The organism is Enterobacter sp. N5-15, from assembly GCF_057221635.1.
On record NZ_CM170150.1, the window covers coordinates 4,112,854 to 4,132,976 of the forward strand.

General features: G+C 58.2%; 20 protein-coding genes. 8 read left to right on the plus strand and 12 right to left on the minus strand.

All coding sequences use genetic code 11. The features are described 5' to 3' along the window. Positions 1-33: 33 nt before the first annotated feature. Entirely contained in the window at positions 34-435 is a 402-nt protein-coding gene (locus tag AC2TE5_RS19340) for a YgiW/YdeI family stress tolerance OB fold protein (protein ID WP_193940471.1), read from the minus strand. Positions 436-574: 139 nt separating this feature from the next. On the opposite strand from AC2TE5_RS19340, the gene qseB reads away from it, so the two are divergent. From qseB to AC2TE5_RS19360, 4 genes are all read left to right on the plus strand, one after another. After that, entirely contained in the window at positions 575-1,234 is a 660-nt protein-coding gene (gene qseB, locus AC2TE5_RS19345) for a quorum sensing response regulator transcription factor QseB (protein WP_193940472.1), read from the plus strand. Next, positions 1,231-2,580, plus strand: coding sequence for a quorum sensing histidine kinase QseC (gene qseC / locus AC2TE5_RS19350; RefSeq protein WP_484612218.1), 1,350 nt, complete (start codon positions 1,231-1,233; stop codon positions 2,578-2,580). Before qseB ends, qseC begins: the two co-directional genes overlap by 4 nt. Before the next feature lie 105 nt (positions 2,581-2,685). Then, entirely contained in the window at positions 2,686-3,267 is a 582-nt protein-coding gene (locus AC2TE5_RS19355; RefSeq protein ID WP_213330226.1) for an NAD(P)H-dependent oxidoreductase, read from the plus strand. Positions 3,268-3,298: 31 nt separating this feature from the next. Beyond that, positions 3,299-3,613 (plus strand): putative quinol monooxygenase, encoded by a 315-nt coding sequence (locus tag AC2TE5_RS19360; RefSeq protein WP_032640570.1) that lies wholly within the window; start codon positions 3,299-3,301, stop codon positions 3,611-3,613. 92 nt (positions 3,614-3,705) lie between these two features. Here the strand turns inward: AC2TE5_RS19360 and AC2TE5_RS19365 are convergent, their stop codons facing one another. Genes AC2TE5_RS19365 through AC2TE5_RS19385 form a run of 5 tightly spaced genes read right to left on the minus strand, consistent with a single transcriptional unit; the run spans position 3,706 to position 8,379 of the window. Further along, a complete protein-coding gene (locus AC2TE5_RS19365) occupies positions 3,706-4,593 on the minus strand; it encodes a MurR/RpiR family transcriptional regulator (RefSeq protein WP_032659930.1) in 888 nt (295 codons plus the stop codon). Then, entirely contained in the window at positions 4,590-5,540 is a 951-nt protein-coding gene (locus AC2TE5_RS19370; RefSeq protein WP_484612219.1) for an iron-siderophore ABC transporter substrate-binding protein, read from the minus strand. Before AC2TE5_RS19370 ends, AC2TE5_RS19365 begins: the two co-directional genes overlap by 4 nt. Positions 5,541-5,549: 9 nt before the next feature. Then, complete coding sequence (locus AC2TE5_RS19375; protein ID WP_484612220.1) at positions 5,550-6,590, minus strand: FecCD family ABC transporter permease; 1,041 nt, start codon at positions 6,588-6,590, stop codon at positions 5,550-5,552. After that, positions 6,587-7,570: a FecCD family ABC transporter permease gene (locus AC2TE5_RS19380; protein WP_484612221.1), complete on the minus strand. Its 984-nt coding sequence runs from the start codon at positions 7,568-7,570 to the stop codon at positions 6,587-6,589. Before AC2TE5_RS19380 ends, AC2TE5_RS19375 begins: the two co-directional genes overlap by 4 nt. Next, positions 7,567-8,379 (minus strand): ABC transporter ATP-binding protein, encoded by an 813-nt coding sequence (locus AC2TE5_RS19385; protein ID WP_484612222.1) that lies wholly within the window; start codon positions 8,377-8,379, stop codon positions 7,567-7,569. The genes AC2TE5_RS19380 and AC2TE5_RS19385 overlap by 4 nt, the downstream gene beginning before the upstream one ends. 385 nt (positions 8,380-8,764) lie before the next feature. On the opposite strand from AC2TE5_RS19385, the gene AC2TE5_RS19390 reads away from it, so the two are divergent. Further along, positions 8,765-10,906, plus strand: coding sequence for a TonB-dependent siderophore receptor (locus AC2TE5_RS19390; protein ID WP_484612223.1), 2,142 nt, complete (start codon positions 8,765-8,767; stop codon positions 10,904-10,906). 126 nt (positions 10,907-11,032) lie between these two features. Here the strand turns inward: AC2TE5_RS19390 and parE are convergent, their stop codons facing one another. Genes parE through nudF form a run of 5 tightly spaced genes read right to left on the minus strand, consistent with a single transcriptional unit; the run spans position 11,033 to position 15,441 of the window. Then, positions 11,033-12,925, minus strand: coding sequence for a DNA topoisomerase IV subunit B (gene parE, locus AC2TE5_RS19395; RefSeq protein WP_029740698.1), 1,893 nt, complete (start codon positions 12,923-12,925; stop codon positions 11,033-11,035). Between the two features lie 28 nt (positions 12,926-12,953). Continuing rightward, positions 12,954-13,535, minus strand: coding sequence for an esterase YqiA (gene yqiA / locus AC2TE5_RS19400; RefSeq protein ID WP_008502976.1), 582 nt, complete (start codon positions 13,533-13,535; stop codon positions 12,954-12,956). After that, the gene (gene cpdA, locus AC2TE5_RS19405) at positions 13,535-14,362 is read right to left on the minus strand and encodes a 3',5'-cyclic-AMP phosphodiesterase (RefSeq protein ID WP_213330238.1); all 828 of its coding nucleotides are present in this window, start codon (positions 14,360-14,362) and stop codon (positions 13,535-13,537) included. Before cpdA ends, yqiA begins: the two co-directional genes overlap by 1 nt. Positions 14,363-14,389: 27 nt before the next feature. After that, positions 14,390-14,812: a DUF1249 family protein gene (locus AC2TE5_RS19410; RefSeq protein ID WP_014833293.1), complete on the minus strand. Its 423-nt coding sequence runs from the start codon at positions 14,810-14,812 to the stop codon at positions 14,390-14,392. Beyond that, the gene (nudF, locus tag AC2TE5_RS19415; protein WP_025758512.1) at positions 14,809-15,441 is read right to left on the minus strand and encodes an ADP-ribose diphosphatase; all 633 of its coding nucleotides are present in this window, start codon (positions 15,439-15,441) and stop codon (positions 14,809-14,811) included. Before nudF ends, AC2TE5_RS19410 begins: the two co-directional genes overlap by 4 nt. Before the next feature lie 204 nt (positions 15,442-15,645). Here nudF and tolC point away from each other — a divergent pair, with 204 nt between their 5' ends. The 3 genes from tolC (at position 15,646) to AC2TE5_RS19430 (ending at position 19,146) form a co-directional block, all read left to right on the plus strand. Then, positions 15,646-17,124: an outer membrane channel protein TolC gene (tolC, locus tag AC2TE5_RS19420; protein ID WP_484612224.1), complete on the plus strand. Its 1,479-nt coding sequence runs from the start codon at positions 15,646-15,648 to the stop codon at positions 17,122-17,124. Between the two features lie 190 nt (positions 17,125-17,314). Then, positions 17,315-17,983, plus strand: coding sequence for a DUF1190 family protein (locus tag AC2TE5_RS19425; protein WP_029740695.1), 669 nt, complete (start codon positions 17,315-17,317; stop codon positions 17,981-17,983). 2 nt (positions 17,984-17,985) lie between these two features. After that, positions 17,986-19,146 carry a glutathionylspermidine synthase family protein gene (locus AC2TE5_RS19430; RefSeq protein WP_213823113.1) on the plus strand — a complete coding sequence of 387 codons (1,161 nt, stop codon included), beginning with the start codon at positions 17,986-17,988 and terminating at the stop codon, positions 19,144-19,146. A gap of 93 nt (positions 19,147-19,239) precedes the next feature. Here the strand turns inward: AC2TE5_RS19430 and ygiD are convergent, their stop codons facing one another. Next, positions 19,240-20,028, minus strand: coding sequence for a 4,5-DOPA-extradiol-dioxygenase (gene ygiD / locus AC2TE5_RS19435; protein ID WP_029740693.1), 789 nt, complete (start codon positions 20,026-20,028; stop codon positions 19,240-19,242). Positions 20,029-20,123 lie beyond the last annotated feature (95 nt).

Below are 20,123 nucleotides of genomic sequence, written 5' to 3' on the forward strand. Positions count from 1 at the left end.
AGAAAAAGGGCCGCACAGGCGGCCCTTTTCGGGTTATTTGTTCAGCTTAATAACCTGCTTCACGTCGATTTCAAAATCGTTCCACTCTTTATCGACTTTACCCTGCAGTTCAACTTTATCCTGCGGGGTGACGGTCACACCGTTCCAGCGCTTGTGGTCAATCTCCACGTTGACCGTGCCGGTCTCATCGCGGAAGGTGTAGCGGTCATCGGACAGGCGCTCGGTAATGTTCCCGCGCAGCTTCACCCAGGCATCGTCCTTCAGGTCTTTCACTTTTGCCGCGGTGGTGAGGTTGGCGTTGTTATCGACAAAACCGCCCTGCTGAGTTTGCGTCTGGGTCTGTGTGGCCGATGGGCCAGTAAAACCGCCCTGAGCAGCAAAGACCGGCGCGGTGGTCATCATCATGATGGCAGCAATTGCAGCGAATTTTTTCATCTTCATCTCTCCCTTTAATGTCGTTTCGCAATCCATTTAACAGGGTAATCCTTAACAACTTCTTAAGGGAAAAATTTATTTATTATTGCTGTACAGCAGGCGCTTGCAGAGGGTTTACTGACGGCATCAAGGAGGGAATATGCGCATTTTACTGGTAGAAGACGACAGGTTAATCGGCGACGGTATCAAGGCGGGGTTAAGCAAAATGGGCTTTAGCGTGGACTGGTTTACCGACGGAAAAACCGGTCAGGCCGCGCTCGCTTCTGCACCCTATGATGCCGTGGTGCTGGATCTGACGCTGCCGGAAATTGACGGTCTGGAGATCCTGCGCGCGTGGCGCGAAAGCGGGCGCAGCGAGCCGGTATTAATTCTGACGGCGCGGGATGCGCTGAACCAGCGCGTCGAGGGGCTGCGTCTGGGCGCGGATGATTATCTCTGTAAGCCGTTCGCGCTGATTGAAGTGGGTGCCCGCCTGGAAGCGCTGGTCCGCCGCAGCCACGGGCAGGCGCGTAGCGAGCTACGTCACGGGAAGGTCACGCTCGATCCGACCCGTCTTGTCGCCACGCTAGAGGGTGAGCCGCTGACGCTCAAGCCGAAAGAGTTCGCGCTGCTGGAGCTGTTAATGCGTAACGCGGGCCGGGTGCTGCCGCGAAAGCTGATCGAGGAAAAACTCTATACCTGGGACGACGACGTCTCCAGCAACGCCATCGAGGTTCACGTCCATCATTTGCGCCGCAAGCTTGGCAGCGAGTTTATCCGCACCGTGCACGGCATCGGCTACACACTGGGTGACGCATGAAGCTGACGCAACGCCTGAGCCTGAAGCTGCGCCTGACGCTTCTCTTTTTACTCCTGTCTCTGACGGCCTGGTTTGCCGCCAGCGTTGTCGCCTGGCAGCAGACGACCCACAAGCTCGACAAGCTTTTCGATACCCAGCAAATGCTGTTTGCGAAACGGCTGCTGACGATGGATCTGGACGAGATCCGCGCTCCCGAACGCATGCGCGAGATCCCGAAAAAAGTGAAGCATGGTCGTCTGGACGATGACGCGCTGGCTTTCGCCATTTACGCCGTCGACGGCAAAATGATCCTCAACGACGGTGAAAACGGGCGCGATATCCCGTACCACTATCGCCGCGACGGGTTCGATAACGGGCAACTGCAGGGCGACAACGATGAGTGGCGTTTTTTATGGCTGACTTCACCCGACGGGAAGTACCGCGTGGTGGTCGGCCAGGAGTGGGAGTACCGTCAGGAGATGGCGCTGGACGTGGTCAGCTCGCAGCTTACGCCGTGGCTGGTGGCGCTACCCGTAATGCTGCTGTTGCTGATCCTGCTGTTGAGCCGCGAACTGAAGCCGCTGAAAAAGCTGGCGCAGACCCTACGCTCCCGCTCGCCGGATGCCACCGATAAACTGCCGACGGAGGGTGTCCCTACTGAAGTGCGCCCCCTGCTCGACGCGCTGAACCATCTCTTCGCGCGCACCCAGGAGATGATGACCCGCGAGCGCCGCTTTACGTCCGATGCCGCCCACGAGTTACGCAGCCCGCTGGCGGCCCTGAAGGTGCAAACTGACGTGGCGCAGCTCTCTCATGACGATCCGCAGGCGCGGGAAAAGGCGCTGACGCAGCTGCATGCGGGCATCGACCGTGCTTCCCGGCTGGTGGATCAGCTCCTCACGCTGTCGCGTCTGGACTCGCTGGATAACCTTGACGATGTCGAACCGATTATCCTGGCCGACTTGCTGCAGTCGGCCGTGCTGGATATCTGGCATCCGGCGCAGCAGGCGGGCATTGATGTTCGCCTGAACATCCATGCACCAGAGCTTACACGCACGGGCCAGCAGCTGCTCCTGAGCCTGCTGGTGCGCAACCTGCTGGATAACGCGATTCGCTACAGCCCGCGCGGCAGCGTGGTGGACGTGACGCTGGACGCGCGCAGCTTTACCGTGCGCGACAACGGTCCCGGCATTTCACCGGACGCGCTGGCGCGCATCGGCGAGCGCTTTTATCGTCCGCCGGGTCAGGATGCGACGGGCAGCGGGCTGGGATTATCCATCGTAAAACGCATCGCCGCCCTGCACGGGATGCGCGTTTCGCTGAGCAATGCCCCTGAAGGCGGTTTTGAAGCGAAGGTCAGCTGGTAAGGGATTATTGCGTTTAATGCAAAAGACTTTGCACATTTTGCTCATTTTACCGCACCATCCTCGCGCGTAGAATACTCACCATACTCTCATCATCGAGGACAACTCATGAGCAACATTCTGATTATCAACGGTGCAAAAGAATTTGCGCACTCTAAAGGCCAGCTGAATGACACCCTGACCGAGGTCGCGGACGGTTTCCTGCGCGACGCCGGGCATGATGTTAAGGTCGTGCGTGCAGACAGCAACTACGACGTGAAAACCGAAGTGCAGAACTTCCTGTGGGCTGACGTGGTGATCTGGCAAATGCCAGGCTGGTGGATGGGCGCGCCGTGGACCGTGAAAAAGTACATGGACGACGTGTTCACCGAAGGTCACGGCTCACTGTATGCCAGCGATGGCCGCACCCGCTCTGACGCCTCCAAAAAATACGGCTCAGGCGGCCTGATTCAGGGCAAAAAATATATGCTCTCCCTGACCTGGAACGCGCCAATGGAAGCCTTCACCGAGAAAGATCAGTTCTTCGAAGGCGTAGGCGTTGACGGCGCATACCTGCCGTTCCACAAGGCTAACCAGTTCCTGGGCATGGATCCGCTGCCGACCTTTATCGTCAACGACGTGATTAAAATGCCTGACGTCCCGAGCTATATCGCAGAATATCGCAAGCATCTCGCGGAAATTTTTGCTTAACTGGTAGCCTGGAATTAAAGGAGTAGTAAACATGCTTACCGTTATCGCAGAAATCCGTACTCGTCCAGGTCAACATCACCGTCAGGCGGTGCTGGATCAGTTCGCGAAAATTATCCCGACCGTACTGAAAGAAGAAGGCTGCCACGGCTACGCGCCGATGGTGGATGCCGCCACTGACGCCAGCTTCCAGGCGACCGCGCCAGACTCGATCATCATGGTTGAGCAGTGGGAAACCGTCGCGCATCTTGAAGCGCACCTGCAGACCCCGCACATGAAAGCGTGGAGCGACGCGGTGAAGGGTGACGTGCTGGAAACCCACATCCGTATTCTGGAGCAAGGGGTTTAAGTTCGTGGAATTTGCCGGGTGGTACTGCGTTTACCCGGCCTACAAAACCTGAACCGTAGGCCCGGTAAGCGCTAGCGCCACCGGGCTTTGTTTTAGCTGCTTTTCTTCCCCGGTTTTAACCCACGATGTAACTCGTTGATGCGCTTCATTGACTTGATGGTGCGCTGCGGCTCGGTGGAGGCCACGGATAAAATAATCATCTCCAGACACAGCAGCACCGTGCCGTGGAGCGGGATTTTGCCCTTTTCACCGCCGCGCGGAACGTGGATCACCACGCTGGCCTCCTTGCTGAAGCGTGAGTCAAGGGCGTTGGTCAGCAGGATGGTGGGAATGCCCAGACGTTTTGCTTCACGCAGCGTGGTTTGCCCCTCCCGGTGGGCGGATTTCTGCGCCATCATCACCAGCACGTCGCCGCGCTGAAGCGCGATCAGCTGCTCGGCAAGCCCTATTCCGGTACGGTTAAGCGGCGTGGCGGGTAACCCCATGCGGCTGAACAGCCTGGCGGTGTACTCGGCCAGAATGCCGGAGGCGCCAATGCCAAATATGGCGACCTGCCTTGCCTGCGCCAGCAGAGAGACCGCCTGGGCCATCGCGTAGCGGTTGTGCGGCTCGGATAACACCTCGCAGGTGTGTTGATGCCCCTCCAGCACGAAATCAATGCTCGCGTTGACGTCGCTGGCGAGCGTATTCACAGTGGTGGACATCTTTTCGCTGGAGGTGACCACCGGACCAAACCACTGCTCCAGCGTTTGCTTGAGATCGCGCAGCCCGGCGAAACCCAGCGCCTGAATGGCGCGGACTACCGTGGCGTCCGAGGTTTTCAACCCCGCCGCAATCTCCATTGCGGTCTGCTCCATCACCGCTTCGCGGTTGTCATGGATATAGCGTGCAACCTGCAGCAGACGCGGCGTCAGCTGATGCGCGCGCGCGCGAAAGCGGTCGCCGTAGACATCCACGCGCCCTTTCTCTTTGCGGATCACCGTGTCGCCTCCGGCAGCGGACGCCCGGCAATCTGGGACTGCACCTGCGCGGCCATCAGCCCTAAAGACGCGAACGAATTCGAGATGGCCTCTTCACGCGAGATCAGCACGTAGTGCCCGGTTCGACAGGCATTCAGGAACTGACACCAGCCGGGCATGACCGCATCCATCGCCGCCAGCTCGTCCTGCGGTTTACCGCCCGTATCTCCGCGCCAGGTGGCAAAGACGAAATCGGCATCCAGCTCCGGCAGACGCTCGGCGCTGACGTCAATCCGCCCCCCTTCCGGAATAGACTCAATCAGCGGCGGGAAGGTGAACCCGGCATCACGCAGCACGCGGCCCAGCGAGTGGTAGCTGTGCATGGCGTTAATCTTTCCCTGATTCGCCTGAATCACGGACACGGTCACCTTGCGGGTATCAATAGTCGCCTTCAGCGCCTTAATCTGCTCCTGATAGCGCCGCTCCAGAACCTTGAGCCGCGCCTGCGTTCCCGTCAGCTGAGCCAGCTTGCGGTAGATCTCCGGCGCGCCGCCGTCGAGATGATCGATGCTTACCGTCGGGGCAATTTTTTCCAGCTGTTCCACCGGGGTGTTGCGGGTCGGCTCGGTAATAATGAGGTCAGGCTTTGCGGCGGCGATGGCTTCAATGTCGATATCGGCCGTGCCGATAAACGTAATGTCGGAATTATCGAAGTCGACGCCGGTCAACATGCCGCTGGAGCGCAGAAAGTGGCTGCCGTCCGGCCGCGTGCGGCCATGGCTTGCCACCGGCGGCACGCCTAGCTCAATCAGCGGAATGGTAATATCCAGATCGTGTAAGGAGACAATCCGTTTCGGATGAACCGGCACCACCACTTTTCGGTTCAGATCGTCAGTAAACGTCTGCGTCGGCTCCGCCGCACTCACCGCGAACCCCACCAGCAACAGTATCGAAAACACTACGCGCATTATAGTCCCCTAAAATCTGTCCCGACGCTGCCAAAGCAGCAGCAGTAAAAAAGGTCCGCCAATCAATGAAATCACAATTCCCGCCGGCAGCTGCAGCGGGAGGAATGCCAGACGTCCGACGTTATCCGCCAGCAGCACCAGCAGCGCGCCCAGCGCGGCGCTTCCCGTCAGAAGCGCGGTTTGCCCACCGCGCAGCAGCAGGCGCGCCATATGCGGGGCAATCAGCCCGACGAAGCCAATACTGCCCACGCAGGAGACGCAGGCCGCCGTCAGCACCACCGGGGCAAGAACCCGCAGCAGCGCCAGCCGGGTTGTGCGTACGCCAAGGCCCGCTGCGGCCTGATTGCCGAGCAACGCCACGTCCGCTGCCCGCGCGGTAAACAGCAGCAGCGCAAACGCAGGGGCAGCCCAGAGTGCGGCCAGCCCCACCAGCGTCCAGTTTGCCGCATGCAGGCTTCCCGCCAGCCACAGCATCGCCGTCTGCACGTCCCGCACGTCCGCCGTGGTCATAAAGACGCCCATTGCCGCGGCAAAGGCCCATGACACGCCGATGCCGATCAGGATAAATCGCGGGCGCGAGATATCGCGCGCCAGGGCGACTACCAGCAGCGCGGTAAGCAGCCCGCCGGCCATGCCGACCAGCGGACGCCAGGCCAGGCCCAGCGCCGGGAACTGAAAAATCAGCAGCAGTACCGCCGCGCTACAGCCCTCCTTCACGCCGATAAGCCCGGGGTCAGCCAGGCCATTGCGGGTGATGGACTGCATTGCCGCCCCCGCCATACCGAGCATCGCCCCGCACAGCACCGCCATCAGCAGGCGCGGCAGGCGGATATCCATCACGATGTAGCGCGTCTCCGCCGTCAGGCTCTCAGGAGAAAACAGCGCGCGCCCGATGTCGGAGGTGGGAATGGGCAGTGAACCGTGCGTCAGGCCAAAGCCCAGCAGGCTTAGCGCCACCAGCGCTAAAAGGGTCAGGCACGCCAGCGCCCGCGGGCGAACCAGCGCCGATAAACGGCCAATTCGGATCGCGCGGAATCCCGCCCGGTTCATTTGAACATCCTCGATGCCATAAAGATGAACACGGGCGCGCCGACCAGGGCCGTCATAATGCCGGTTGCCAGCTCCCAGGGCGTAAACAGCGTGCGGGCGGCGATATCCGCCAGCAGCAGAACCAGCGCGCCACACAGGGCAGAAAGCGGCACCATCACCCGTAAATCGACCGACACCAGACGGCGAATGAGCTGCGGCACGACCAGGCCGATAAAACCAATTGGCCCGGCGACAGAGACGGCCGCACCGCAGAGCAGCGCGATGGCCAGCAGGGCGAGCAGGCGAGTTTTCAGCAGCGACACGCCAAGCCCCTGCGCCATCCGGTCTCCCAGCGCCAGCATGTTGAGCGAGGGCGACAGTCCGATAGCGAGAACAAAACCGGCTGCTGCAGCCCAAAGGGCGCTCTGGAGCGTCTGCACGCTGACCCCGGCCAGGTCTCCTGCCAGCCAGGTGCGCATGGCGAGCAGCGTCTGTTCATCGAGGATTAACACCGCGGCGGTAATCGACGAGGCAAACGCCGACATCGCCACGCCGCACAGCGTGACCTTCATCGGCGTAAGCCCGGTGCGGCCGGACGAGGAAAACATCAGCACCAGCAAAAACAGCGCGGCGGCACCGGCGGCGGCAACGAGCGGGCGACCAAACGGCAGCGACAGCCCAAGCGCGCTGGTAATCACTACCGCCAGCGCGGCCCCGGCGTTGAGCCCCAGAATATGCGGCTCGCCGAGCGGGTTGCGGATCACGGACTGCAGCAGCACGCCCCCCACGCCGAGCGAGGCGCCCGTTACCATCGCGGCGCAGAGGCGCAGCAGTCGTAATTTGATAATGACGCTATGGTCGAAATTGCGCGGGTCGAAATGAAAGAATGCCTCCAACACCGTCTGCGGGGCGATAAAGCGTGCGCCGATGCCCAGGTGCATAATCGCCCCCAGTACCAGCAGCAATGCAAAGATCGGGAAAGCCAGAGAGGAGCGCATCATGGCTGAACCGTGCCCTGGCGAAACGGCATAAAGAACGGCTTGCCGGTCAACGGGTTTATGGACATATGCACGTCCACATCAAACACCGCTTTGATCAGCTCCGGCGTGCAGGCATCGCCTTCATGCAATACGCCTTCAACTTTCCCCTGGCGTAAAAAGACCAGCGAATCGCCGTAGTTCACGGCGAAGTTGAGATCGTGCAGCACCACCACCACGGTACGCCCGTGCTGGCGGGTCAGGGTGTGCAGCAGTTCCAGGATCTCCACCTGATAGCGGAGATCGAGAAACGTCGTGGGCTCGTCAAGCAGGATATACGGCGTTTGCTGCGCCAGCGCCATGGCGATCCAGCAGCGCTGACGCTGGCCGCCGGACAAGCTTTCCACCGGCATATGGGCAAATTCTGCCGTGCCGGTCAGGCGCAGGGCCTCTTCCACCGCCTGCTCGTCCTCGTCGCTCCACTGACGCATAAAGTTCTGCCAGGGAAAACGCCCGCGCGCGACCAGCTCAAAGACGGTTAACCCTTCCGGCAGCAGCGGAGACTGCGGGAGAATGCCAAGCTGACGGGCGACCGCCTTGGTCGGCTGCGCATGAATGGCTTTGCCATCCAGCAGCGCGGCGCCCCCCAGCGGCTGCAGCAGCCGAGCGATAGTGCTCAACAGCGTGGATTTCCCACAGCCGTTCGCCCCTACCAGCACCGTCATTTTCTGCTGAGGGATGGCAAGAGAGATATCATCAACGATGATTTTTTTCTGATAGCCCGCAGAGAGGTTCTCCAGAACCAGTCCCGGTTGTTTTGTGTTGTGAGCCACGTGAACGCCAACGTAATGAAAAACCAACAAATAAAAATAAAACTCATTCTCTTTTGAGAGTTTGACGCTGCGCCATGTAGTAGTCAAGAGAAGAAACACCCTGAAAAAACCAGGGGTAAGCCAGAGGGATGACGAACGTGGAATAGCTTACAAAAAGTTTAATTTCAACAAGTTAATTATTATCCCGCTGCGCTTATACGTAGGGTTAAACGCTGTAGTCGATTTTTTCTATTTTCCATTTACTACTACATTCGCACGTGATTGAATGATTCTCAATTACATGTTCGATGCCCGCCGTGGCTAACGGACAGACCGTAAAAGGGCAATGACTCACACATTTTTCCGCGAAACGTCATTCGCGGGATATTTCGGGATAACAGATGTAATGGCTACGTTCACACCTTCACTCTCTGGGGTAAAAGGGCGCGCGCTCTTTTCACTGCTGTTTATGGCACCGCTGGTGCAGGCAGCAGGCACCACCGCGGCTAAAGACGGCGAAACGCTTACCGTCACCGCCGATCCAACTACTGCGGCGGAGGCCACCAATGGCTATCAGCCGTTGAATACTTCCACCGCTACGTTAACCAACATGCCGATGCTGGACATCCCGCAGGTGGTCAATACCGTCAGCGATAAAGTGCTGGCGGATCAGCACGCCACCACGCTGGATGAAGCGCTTTATAACGTCAGCAACGTGGTGCAGACCAACACCCTGGGCGGTACGCAGGATGCCTTCGTGCGCCGCGGGTTTGGCGCGAACCGCGACGGCTCGATCATGACCAACGGCCTGCGCACCGTCCTGCCGCGCAGCTTTAATGCCGCAACCGAGCGCGTGGAGGTGCTGAAAGGCCCGGCCTCAACGCTCTATGGCATTCTCGATCCGGGCGGCCTGATTAACGTCGTCACCAAACGCCCGGAGAAAACCTTCGGCGGTTCCCTTTCCGCCACCTCTTCCAGCTTTGGCGGCGGCACCGGACAGGTCGATGTTACCGGCCCGATTGACGGCACGCGCCTGGCGTATCGCCTGACGGGCGAATATCAGGACGAGGATTACTGGCGCAATTTCGGCACCGAACGCAGCTCCTTTATCGCTCCGTCGCTCACCTGGTTTGGCGATGATGCCACCGTGACCGTGCTCTATTCGCATCGCGACTATAAAACGCCGTTCGATCGCGGAACGATCTTCGATCTCAACACTAAGAAAGCCGTCGACGTGGATCGCAAAACCCGCTTCGATGAGCCGTTTAACGTGACCGACGGCCAGTCCGATCTCGCTCAGCTCAACGCTGAATATCGCCTCAACAGCCAGTGGACCGCGAAGTTCGACTACAGCTACAGCCAGGATAAGTACAGCGATAACCAGGCCCGCGTGATGGCCTACGATTCAAAAACCGGCAACCTGACCCGCCGCGTGGATGCGACCCAGGGCTCGACCCAGCATATGCACACGACGCGAGCGGATCTGCAGGGGAACGTGGACATCGCGGGCTTTTACAATGAGATCCTGACCGGCGTGTCGTATGAGAATTACGATCTGCTGCGTACGGACATGATCCGCTGTAAGAACGTTAAGGATTTCAATATTTACAACCCGAGCTACGGCAGCCTCGGCAAGTGCACCACCGTCTCGGCATCCGACAGCGACCAAACCATTAAGCAGGAGAGCTACTCCGCCTACGCGCAGGACGCGCTATATCTGACCGATAAGTGGATCGCCGTCGCCGGACTGCGCTACCAGTATTACACCCAGTACGCGGGGAAAGGACGCCCGTTTAACGTGAACACCGACAGCCGCGACGACCAGTGGACGCCTAAGCTGGGGCTGGTGTACAAGCTCACCCCGGCGGTCTCGCTGTTTGCCAACTATTCCCAGACGTTTATGCCGCAGTCGTCCATTGCGAGCTACATCGGCGACCTGCCGCCGGAAACGTCGAACGCGTATGAAATCGGCGCTAAATTCGACCTGTTCGACGGCATTACCGCCAACATCGCGCTGTTTGACATCCACAAGCGCAACGTGCTGTACACCGAGAGCATTGGAGATGAAACCGTCGCCAAAACCGCGGGCCGCGTGCGCTCGCAGGGCGTTGAAGTGGATCTTGCCGGATCGTTGACCGAGAACACCAACATTATCGCCAGCTACGGCTATACCGACGCGAAGGTGCTGGAAGACCCGGACTATGCGGGTAAACCGCTGCCGAACGTGCCGCGCCATACCGGCTCCCTGTTCCTGACCTACGATATTCACAATGCGTTTGCCGGGAATACCCTGACGCTGGGCGGCGGCGGGCACGGCGTAAGCCGTCGTTCCGCAACCAACGGTGCGGATTATTATCTGCCGGGCTATTTCGTGGCGGATGCGTTTGCGGCGTATAAGATGAAGCTGCAGTATCCGGTGACGCTGCAGGTGAACGTGAAAAACCTGTTTGATAAGACCTACTACACATCGTCCATTGCGACCAACAACCTGGGCAACCAGATTGGCGATCCGCGCGAAGTGCAGTTTACGGTGAAGATGGAGTTTTGACGTCAGTGTGAGGCGTTCCCCTCACCCTAACCCTCTTACCAGAGGGGCGAGGGGATCGATCGTAGGCCCGGTAAGCGCAGCGCCACCGGGCAAAAAAAAGCCCTGCATCGCAGGGCTTTTTCAGCATCAGGCCTCGATATCCGCCATATCGCCTTTCTCCTGCAGCCAGTTACGTCGGTCTTCCGAACGTTTCTTGGCAAGGAGCATATCCATCATGGCGTTGGTTTGCTGTTCGTCTTCATCGCTGATCGTCAGCTGCACCAGGCGGCGCGTGTTCGGATCCAGCGTCGTTTCGCGAAGCTGCATCGGGTTCATCTCGCCCAGCCCTTTAAAGCGCTGCACGTTCGGTTTGCCCTTCTTGCGCTTCAGCTGTTCCAGCACGCCCGCTTTCTCTTCTTCCGTCAGCGCGTAGTAAACCTCTTTGCCGAGGTCGATACGGTACAGCGGCGGCAGCGCCACGTGGACGTGACCGTTTTTCACCAGCGTTTTGAAGTGCTTCACAAACAGCGCGCACAGCAGCGTGGCGATGTGCAGACCGTCGGAGTCCGCATCCGCGAGGATACAGATCTTGCCGTAGCGCAGCTGGCTCAGATCGTCGCTGTCCGGATCGATGCCGATCGCCACCGAGATATCGTGGACTTCCTGCGAGGCCAGCACTTCATCAGAAGAGACCTCCCAGGTGTTCAGGATCTTACCCTTGAGCGGCATGATCGCCTGATATTCACGATCGCGCGCCTGCTTGGCCGATCCACCCGCCGAGTCCCCTTCCACGAGGAACAGCTCGGTACGGTTGAGATCCTGCGCGGTACAGTCTGCCAGCTTGCCCGGCAGCGCAGGGCCGCTGGTCAGCTTTTTACGCACCACTTTCTTCGCGGCGCGCAGACGACGCTGGGCGCTGGAAATCGCCATTTCAGCCAGCATCTCTGCCGCCTGAACGTTCTGATTCAGCCACAGGGTAAAGGCATCTTTCACCACGCCGGAGACGAACGCCGCGCACTGACGTGACGACAGGCGCTCTTTGGTCTGACCGGCAAACTGCGGATCCTGCATCTTCACGGAGAGCACGTAGGCGCAGCGATCCCAGATATCTTCCGCCGACAGCTTCACGCCGCGCGGCAGGATATTGCGGTATTCGCAGAACTCGCGCATCGCGTCCAGCAGCCCCTGACGCAGGCCGTTGACGTGGGTACCGCCCAGCATTGTCGGGATCAGGTTAACGTAGCTTTCGGTCAGCAGCTCGCCGCCTTCCGGCAGCCACAGCAGCGCCCAGTCCACGGCTTCGGTATCGCCGCTAAAGTTACCGACAAACGGTTTTTCCGGCAGCGTTGGCAGGCCGTTTACCGCTTCGCACAGGTAGTCGTTCAGACCATCGGCGTAGCACCAGGTTTGTGCGGTATTGTTAACGTGATCGGTAAAGGTGATTTCCACGCCCGGACACAGCACCGCTTTGGCTTTCAGCAGGTGCGTCAGGCGTGAAACGGAAAAGCGCGGGCTGTCGAAGAAGCTTTCGTCAGGCCAGAAGTGGACGCTGGTGCCGGTGTTGCGTTTGCCGCACGTGCCGACAACCTGCAGATCCTGCACCTTATCGCCATTTTCAAACGCAATGTTATAGACCTGGCCGTCGCGACGGACGTTCACTTCCACGCGTTTGGACAGGGCGTTCACCACGGAAATACCGACGCCGTGCAGACCGCCGGAGAACTGGTAGTTCTTGTTGGAGAACTTACCGCCCGCGTGCAGACGACAGAGGATCAGCTCAACGGCAGGCACGCCCTCTTCCGGGTGGATATCCACCGGCATGCCGCGCCCGTCGTCGATGACTTCCAGCGACTGATCGGCGTGCAGGATAACGTCAACGCGTTTGGCATGGCCCGCCAGCGCTTCGTCAACACTGTTATCAATAACTTCCTGGCCCAGATGGTTTGGGCGCGTCGTATCGGTGTACATCCCCGGGCGGCGGCGAACCGGCTCAAGCCCGGTGAGGACCTCAATGGCATCAGCGTTATAGGTTTGCGTCATGATTTAAACTAGCAATTCGCATTGATTGTCAGTGGCTGTGCAGTCCAAGAAAATCGACAATCTGGGTGAAATGATTCTCAAAGCCCGTGAAAGCATGGTTTCCGCCCTCTTCTATAGTCTGGCGGCAGGAGGCGTAATACGCCACTGCCTGGCGGTAATCCAGCACTTCATCACCCGTCTGTTGCAGCAGCCAGATGAGATCCGGCGCCTCAAGCGGGTCGACCTGCATAACTTTGAGATCGTAAATATGGCGTGACTCTAGCACATATTGCTGGCCGGTGTAGGGGTTCTCGTTTTCGCCAAGAAAGTCCCTCAGCAGCTCAAATGGCCGAACCGCCGGGTTAACCACAACGGCGGGCAGCATGAAGCATTGTGAAAGCCAGGTGGCGTAATACCCGCCCAGGGATGAGCCGACCACACCGAAGGTTTCGCCGCCGTGCGCAAGCACGATAGATTCCAGCATCTCCGCGGCCTCAGCCGGGTAAGGCGGCAGCTGAGGGATAATCATCTCAACGTCGGGGTGATGCTCGCTCAGCCACTGGCGAAACTGTGTCGCTTTTGCGGAGCGCGGCGAGCTGTTGAATCCGTGCAGATAAAGGAGCGTAGACATCAATAGCCTTCTGAAGCGGTATCCGGGCGGAATTTTGCACCGGTCAAACGGCAGACTTCCGTGGTCAGCGTGCCGTCGGCATGCAGTTCCAGCCAGCGCCAGCCCGGCGCGATGGTATCCAGCGTAAAGTTGGCGCAGTGCGGCTTAAACTGAACGCAGGTCGACGGCGTCGCCAGCATGCGGCGTCCGTTCCAGTCGAGATCCTGTTCCTGGTGAATATGCCCGCACAGCAGATTTTTCACCCGCGGGAACTTCGCCAGCACGCGGTCCAGCGCCGCAGAGTTGCGCAGGCTGTGCTGATCGAGCCAGCTGCAGCCCGCCGGCAGAGGGTGATGATGAAGCAACAGCAGCGTGTGGCGTTCAGGTTCAGCAGCCAGTTTGGTCTCAAGCCAGTCGAGCTGAAACTCGCTTAACTCACCGTGCGGGACGCCAAATACCTGGCTGTCCAGCAGCAGGATCTGCCACTGTTCACCCGCAAAAACACATTTCGCCGGAGAGATCCCCGCATCATGGAGGGAACTGTACATCGCGGGCTGGAAATCATGATTTCCTGGCAGCCAGACGCAAGGTACGCTAAAGCTCGCGATGCCTTCAGCAAAATGCTGGTAGGCCGCGGAGGATTGATCCTGCGCCAGATCGCCGGTTGCGACAATCAGATCGCATACACGATTTTCAGCGTGAATGGCGCTCAGTACCGCCTGATAACTCTCCCAGGTGTTGACCCCCAGTAGCGTCTCATGCTTTTCGGCAAAAAGGTGGGTATCGGTGATTTGTAATATCCTGACTGGCGCCCCACCAGCAACAGTCAGGTTCAACAGGCTTTCCAAATGGTGTCCTTAGGTAGGTTTATGACGCTAACAAACCGGAATCGCCATTGCTCCATGTGCTAAACAATATCTTAGCCAGTCGGCTAAAAACTGGTTAATTTGATGCTTTTCGTCGCGTTGATGCAACTTTTTATTCGGGTAATCATACCGCGCCTTGAAGCGAAAGATCTGCTGGCTTGAACACACTTCAGCGACCATCGCATCGTGATAGAGGCGAACCGTCATCGACGGCAGGCTCCAGTAGCTAATGCTGGGTGCCGTTTGCTCAATCTCCACCAGCGTAGTGTAGCGCGTTGATTCTGTTATCGTTAACCGATACTGCGCGTTGCTCACCTGATAGCTTACCGTTTCGCCGGGTGCGTCGTTTTTCGGCAGCAGGCGGCGCAATTGTGCGAAATTGGTTTCGCACAGGCGCATCATTTCTGGGAAGTCAGGCGTATAGCGCTTCATTTTTTCCACTCGTTTCGTAATGTCTGATAATGCAGCTGTAGCCATTGCAGGGCGATGACAGACGCTGCGTTGTCGATTTTCCCCTCTTCTACCCACTGATAAGCCTGCTCCCGGCTCACCACATGAACCCGAATATCTTCGTTTTCATCTGCCAGACCGTGGATCCCTTCCGCCGTCGTGGCGTCCACTTCACCCACCATAATGGACAAGCGCTCGCTGGTGCCTCCCGGGCTTGCAAGATAGCTCAGCACCGGTTTTGTGCGGCCCACCACCAGCCCCGCCTCTTCCAGCGCCTCGCGCCGGGCGACGTCCTCGACCGACTCACCTTCTTCGATCATCCCGGCCACCATCTCCAGCAGCCACGGGCTCTCGCTCACGTCATAAGCGGCTATGCGGATCTGCTCCACCAGCACAACTTCATCGCGCACTGGGTCAAAGGGTAGCAAGACTGCCGCATGCCCGCGCTCAAAAATTTCGCGTCTGATTTCGCCGCTCATTTCACCGTTAAACAGGCGATGCCTGAAACGGTAAAGTTCCATTGAAAAAAAACCGCTATAAAGCGTTTCTCGTGCAATAATTTCTACATCGTTTTTGGCGAATGTCACGGGCAACTTTTCTGGTTTCTGCATGAGTCGAGTCCTGGTAGCAATGGTGATGAAATTGTGAATTTCAAGGCTGTTTGGCTGCCGTCTGTAAGGCTATATGGTAGATTGGTGCAAATTACCGCCAGATGGCACGTAACGCCAACCTTTTGGTATGGAAGATTCTGTTAGAATCGGCAATTATTTTTTAATTAGATCAGCGCTAATACTGCTTCACAACAAGGAATGCAAATGAAGAAATTGCTCCCCATCCTTATCGGCCTGAGCCTGACGGGCTTCAGTGCAATGAGCCAGGCGGAAAACCTGTTACAGGTCTACCAGCAGGCACGTCTGGGCAACCCTGATTTACGTAAATCAGCGGCCGATCGTGATGCTGCGTTTGAAAAGATTAACGAAGCGCGTAGCCCCTTGCTGCCGCAGTTAGGTTTAGGTGCAGATTATACCTACAGCAACGGTTTCCGCGACGCTAACGGCGTTAACTCCAATGCTACCAGCGCCTCACTGCAATTGACACAGACGCTGTTTGATATGTCCAAATGGCGCGCCCTGACCCTGCAGGAAAAGAGCGCGGGTATCCAGGATGTGACCTATCAGACCGACCAGCAGACGCTGATCCTGAACACCGCCACGGCGTACTTCAACGTGCTGAGCGCGATTGACGCACTCTCCTACACCGAAGCGCAGAAACAGGCGATTTACCGCCAGTTAGATCAGACCACCCAGCGCTTCAACGTGGGCCTGGTCGCGATCACCGACGTGCAGAACGCCCGTTCACAGTACGACACCGTGCTGGCCAACGAAGTGACCGCGCGTAACAACCTCGATAACGCGCTGGAATCCCTGCGTCAGGTCACCGGGAATTACTATCCAGAGCTGGCGTCTCTGAACGTGGACAGCTTTAAAACGGATAAACCGCAGGCCGTTAACGCCCTGCTGAAAGAGGCGGAAAACCGCAACCTGAGCTTGCTGCAGGCGCGTCTGAGCCAGGACCTGGCCCGCGAGCAAATTCGTCAGGCACAGGACGGCCATCTGCCAACCCTGAGCCTGAGCGCCTCTACCGGTGTTTCTGATACCACTTACAGTGGTTCTAAAACCAATACGTCCCAGTATGACGACAGCAACTTGGGTCAGAACAAAGTGGGCCTGAGCTTCTCCCTGCCGCTGTATCAGGGCGGTCAGGTCAACTCTCAGGTGAAACAGGCGCAGTACAACTTTGTTGGCGCGAGCGAGCAGCTGGAAAGTGCCCACCGCAACGTGGTGCAGACCGTACGTTCCTCCTTCAACAACGTGAACGCCTCGATCAGCAGCATCAACGCCTATAAACAGGCCGTTGTGTCTGCACAGAGCTCCCTGGATGCGATGGAAGCGGGCTACTCGGTCGGTACACGTACTATCGTTGACGTGCTCGACGCGACTACCACGCTGTACAACGCGAAGCAGCAGCTCTCAAGCGCGCGTTACCAGTACCTGATCAACCAGCTGAACATCAAACAGGCTCTGGGTACGCTGAACGAGCAAGACCTGCAGATGCTGAACAGCGCGCTGGGCAAACCGGTCTCCACTTCTCCGGAGAGCGTGGCACCTGAGAATCCTGACCAGGTTGCCGCCGTAGATAACTTCAACGGTAACAGCAACACCCCTGCTGCACAGCCTGCCCCCGCGCGCACCACTGCGCCTGCCAGCAAAGGCAATAATCCGTTCCGTAACTAAGAGTGTCATCAGGCCCACCGCGGCCTGATGCCCTCACCCCGGCCCTCTCCCACAGGGAGAGGGAGCATCTGAATCACATCCGAACGTAAGCCAACGTAAAGATCCCCCTGATTCCGCCCCTCTTCGCTTCATTTTCAACCACTCATCCTCTATCCTGAGCGTTATTACCACTGGGTCCAGGAAGACAAAGATGAAACGGACAAAATCTATAAATCACGCTTCGTTCCGCAAGAGCTGGAACGCGCGTCACCTCACCCCTGTTGCGCTGGCGGTCACGGCTGTCTTTATGCTGGCAGGCTGTGAGAAAAATGACGAAACGGTTTCGCTGTATCAAAACGCAGACGACTGCTCCGCCGCAACCGGCAAAGCCGCCGAATGTAAAACCGCTTATACGAGCGCGCTGAAAGAAGCGGAACGTACCGCACCGAAATATGCCTCACGCGAAGACTGCGTGGCGGAGTTTGGTGAAGGTCAGTGCCAGCAGGCACCGGCTCAGGCAGGCACCGCACCTGAAAATCAGGCGCAGGCTCAGTCCAGCGGCAGCTTCTGGATGCCGCTGATGGCAGGCTACATGATGGGTCGTCTGATGGGCGGCGGTGCGGGCTACCAGCAGCAGCCGCTGTTTAGCTCGAAAAACCCGGCCAGCCCGGCTTACGGTCAATATACCGATGCCAGCGGCAAAGGCTACGGCGCAGCGACCCCAGGCCGCACCGTGAACGTTCCGAAAACGGCGATGGCGCCGAAGCCAGCGACGACCAGCACCATCACCCGCGGCGGGTTTGGTGAATCAGTGGCGAAGCAGACCAGCATGCAGCGCAGTGCGACCGGCACCTCCTCTACTCGCTCAATGGGCGGCTGATCATGGAACGAGTCAGTATCACCGAGCGCCCGGACTGGCGTGAAAAAGCCACCGAGTATGGTTTTAACTTCCACACCATGTACGGCGAGCCGTACTGGTGTGAAGACGCCTATTACAAGCTTACGCTGGCCCAGGTGGAAAAACTGGAAGAGGTGACCGCCGAGCTGCACCAGATGTGCCTGAAGGTTGTGGAAAAGGTCATCGACAGCGACGAGCTGATGGCAAAGTTCCGCATTCCGAAGCACACCTGGGGCTTTGTGCGCCAGTCGTGGAAAACGAATCAACCTTCGCTTTACTCTCGCCTGGATCTGGCGTGGGACGGCAAAGGTGAACCGAAGCTTCTGGAAAACAACGCTGATACGCCAACCTCTCTGTACGAAGCGGCGTTTTTCCAGTGGATCTGGCTGGAAGACCAGGCCAATGCCGGAAACCTGCCGGAAGGCAGCGACCAGTTTAACAGCCTGCAGGAAAAGCTGATTGAGCGTTTTGCCGAGCTGCGCGAACAGCATGGCTTCAACCTGCTGCATCTCGCCTGCTGCCGCGACACGGAAGAAGACCGTGGCACGGTTCAGTATCTGCAGGACTGCGCCGCCGAAGCGGAAGTGGCAACCGAGTTCCTCTATATCGAGGATATCGGACTCGGTGAAAAAGGTCAGTTTACGGATATGCAGGACCAGGTGATAAGCAACCTGTTCAAGCTCTACCCGTGGGAATATATGCTGCGCGAGATGTTCTCCACCAAGCTGGAAGATGCTGGCGTGCGCTGGCTGGAACCGGCATGGAAGAGCATTATCTCTAACAAAGCCCTGCTGCCGATGCTCTGGGAGATGTTCCCGAACCATCCGAACCTGCTGGCGGCGTACTTTGCGGAAGATGACCATCCGCAGCTGGATAAGTACGTCGTGAAGCCGATCTTCTCCCGCGAAGGCGCAAACGTGTCGATTATCGAAAACGGTAAGACGCTGGAAGCGGTTGAAGGACCGTACGGCGAAGAGGGGATGATCGTCCAGGAGTTCTATCAGCTGCCGAAGTTTGGCGACAGCTATACGCTGATTGGCAGCTGGCTCATCAACGATCGGCCGGCCGGGATTGGCATTCGCGAAGATCGCGCGCTGATCACGCAGGATCTGTCACGGTTCTATCCGCATATTTTTGTGGAGTAAGACTGCGGCCTGATGCCCTCACCCCAGCCCTCTCCCACAGGGAGAGGGTGCAAACACTAAAAACGGCAACCTGAGGTTGCCGTTTTGCTTTTATTATCCCACCTGCACCGACAGCATACTCAGACTCCCCATCTCGATACCGTCGACCGGGATCGTAACCGGTTCCTGACCATCCCACGCGCCAAGAACGTACAGCAGCGGGAGGAAGTGTTCCGGCGTCGGGTTAGAGAGCGAACCGCCTTCGTGATCCAGATAGTTCACTAACGGATGCTCCTCAGCCGGACCTTGCCACGTCAGGTTCGCTTTGACGTAGTCGTTAAACGAGGTCGCCCACGGGTATGGCGTATTCTCACCGTGCCAGCGTGCCGTGCGCAGGTTATGCACCACGTTACCGCTTGCCACCAGCATGATGCCTTCATCACGCAGGGTTGCCAGCTTGCGGCCCATCTCCAGATGCCAGGCGGCCGGTTTGGTGCTGTCGATGCTCAACTGCACCATCGGGATATCCGCATCAGGATACATTTTGATCAGCACGCCCCATGAGCCATGGTCAAAGCCCCAGGCTTCTTTATCCAGCGTGACAGGGACAGGTGCCAGCAAATCGACCAGCTTTTGGGCCAGCTCAGGCGAGCCTGGGGCCGGGTAATGCGTGTCGTACAGCGCCTGCGGGAAGCCGCCAAAATCATGAATGGTTTTTGGCGCTTCCATGGCGGTCACGCCCGTACCACGGGTAAACCAGTGTGCAGACACCACCACGATCGCTTTCGGACGCGGCAGCGTCTCGCCCAGATGACGCCAGGCTCGGGTATAGACGTTGTCTTCCAGAACGTTCATTGGGCTACCGTGGCCTAAAAACAGGGCTGGCATACGGGAAGAAGTCATGGTGATATCCTTACAGAAGGTGTCAATTTAATGGTGCTACATTACGCGCAATCTGGCTAAGATGAACGCAGATAAGCGTGAAGATCATCATCAGG

What these genes read in the sequence shown, in the direction of transcription:
- AC2TE5_RS19340 (WP_193940471.1), bottom strand. Translation starts at nt 435, where the DNA reads ATGAAAAAATTCGCTGCAATTGCTGCCATCATGATGATGACCACCGCG.
- qseB (WP_193940472.1), top strand. Translation starts at nt 575, where the DNA reads ATGCGCATTTTACTGGTAGAAGACGACAGGTTAATCGGCGACGGTATC.
- qseC (WP_484612218.1), top strand. Translation starts at nt 1,231, where the DNA reads ATGAAGCTGACGCAACGCCTGAGCCTGAAGCTGCGCCTGACGCTTCTC.
- AC2TE5_RS19355 (WP_213330226.1), top strand. Translation starts at nt 2,686, where the DNA reads ATGAGCAACATTCTGATTATCAACGGTGCAAAAGAATTTGCGCACTCT.
- AC2TE5_RS19360 (WP_032640570.1), top strand. Translation starts at nt 3,299, where the DNA reads ATGCTTACCGTTATCGCAGAAATCCGTACTCGTCCAGGTCAACATCAC.
- AC2TE5_RS19370 (WP_484612219.1), bottom strand. Translation starts at nt 5,540, where the DNA reads ATGCGCGTAGTGTTTTCGATACTGTTGCTGGTGGGGTTCGCGGTGAGT.
- AC2TE5_RS19375 (WP_484612220.1), bottom strand. Translation starts at nt 6,590, where the DNA reads ATGAACCGGGCGGGATTCCGCGCGATCCGAATTGGCCGTTTATCGGCG.
- AC2TE5_RS19380 (WP_484612221.1), bottom strand. Translation starts at nt 7,570, where the DNA reads ATGATGCGCTCCTCTCTGGCTTTCCCGATCTTTGCATTGCTGCTGGTA.
- AC2TE5_RS19390 (WP_484612223.1), top strand. Translation starts at nt 8,765, where the DNA reads ATGGCTACGTTCACACCTTCACTCTCTGGGGTAAAAGGGCGCGCGCTC.
- parE (WP_029740698.1), bottom strand. Translation starts at nt 12,925, where the DNA reads ATGACGCAAACCTATAACGCTGATGCCATTGAGGTCCTCACCGGGCTT.
- yqiA (WP_008502976.1), bottom strand. Translation starts at nt 13,535, where the DNA reads ATGTCTACGCTCCTTTATCTGCACGGATTCAACAGCTCGCCGCGCTCC.
- AC2TE5_RS19410 (WP_014833293.1), bottom strand. Translation starts at nt 14,812, where the DNA reads ATGAAGCGCTATACGCCTGACTTCCCAGAAATGATGCGCCTGTGCGAA.
- nudF (WP_025758512.1), bottom strand. Translation starts at nt 15,441, where the DNA reads ATGCAGAAACCAGAAAAGTTGCCCGTGACATTCGCCAAAAACGATGTA.
- tolC (WP_484612224.1), top strand. Translation starts at nt 15,646, where the DNA reads ATGAAGAAATTGCTCCCCATCCTTATCGGCCTGAGCCTGACGGGCTTC.
- AC2TE5_RS19425 (WP_029740695.1), top strand. Translation starts at nt 17,315, where the DNA reads ATGAAACGGACAAAATCTATAAATCACGCTTCGTTCCGCAAGAGCTGG.
- AC2TE5_RS19430 (WP_213823113.1), top strand. Translation starts at nt 17,986, where the DNA reads ATGGAACGAGTCAGTATCACCGAGCGCCCGGACTGGCGTGAAAAAGCC.
- ygiD (WP_029740693.1), bottom strand. Translation starts at nt 20,028, where the DNA reads ATGACTTCTTCCCGTATGCCAGCCCTGTTTTTAGGCCACGGTAGCCCA.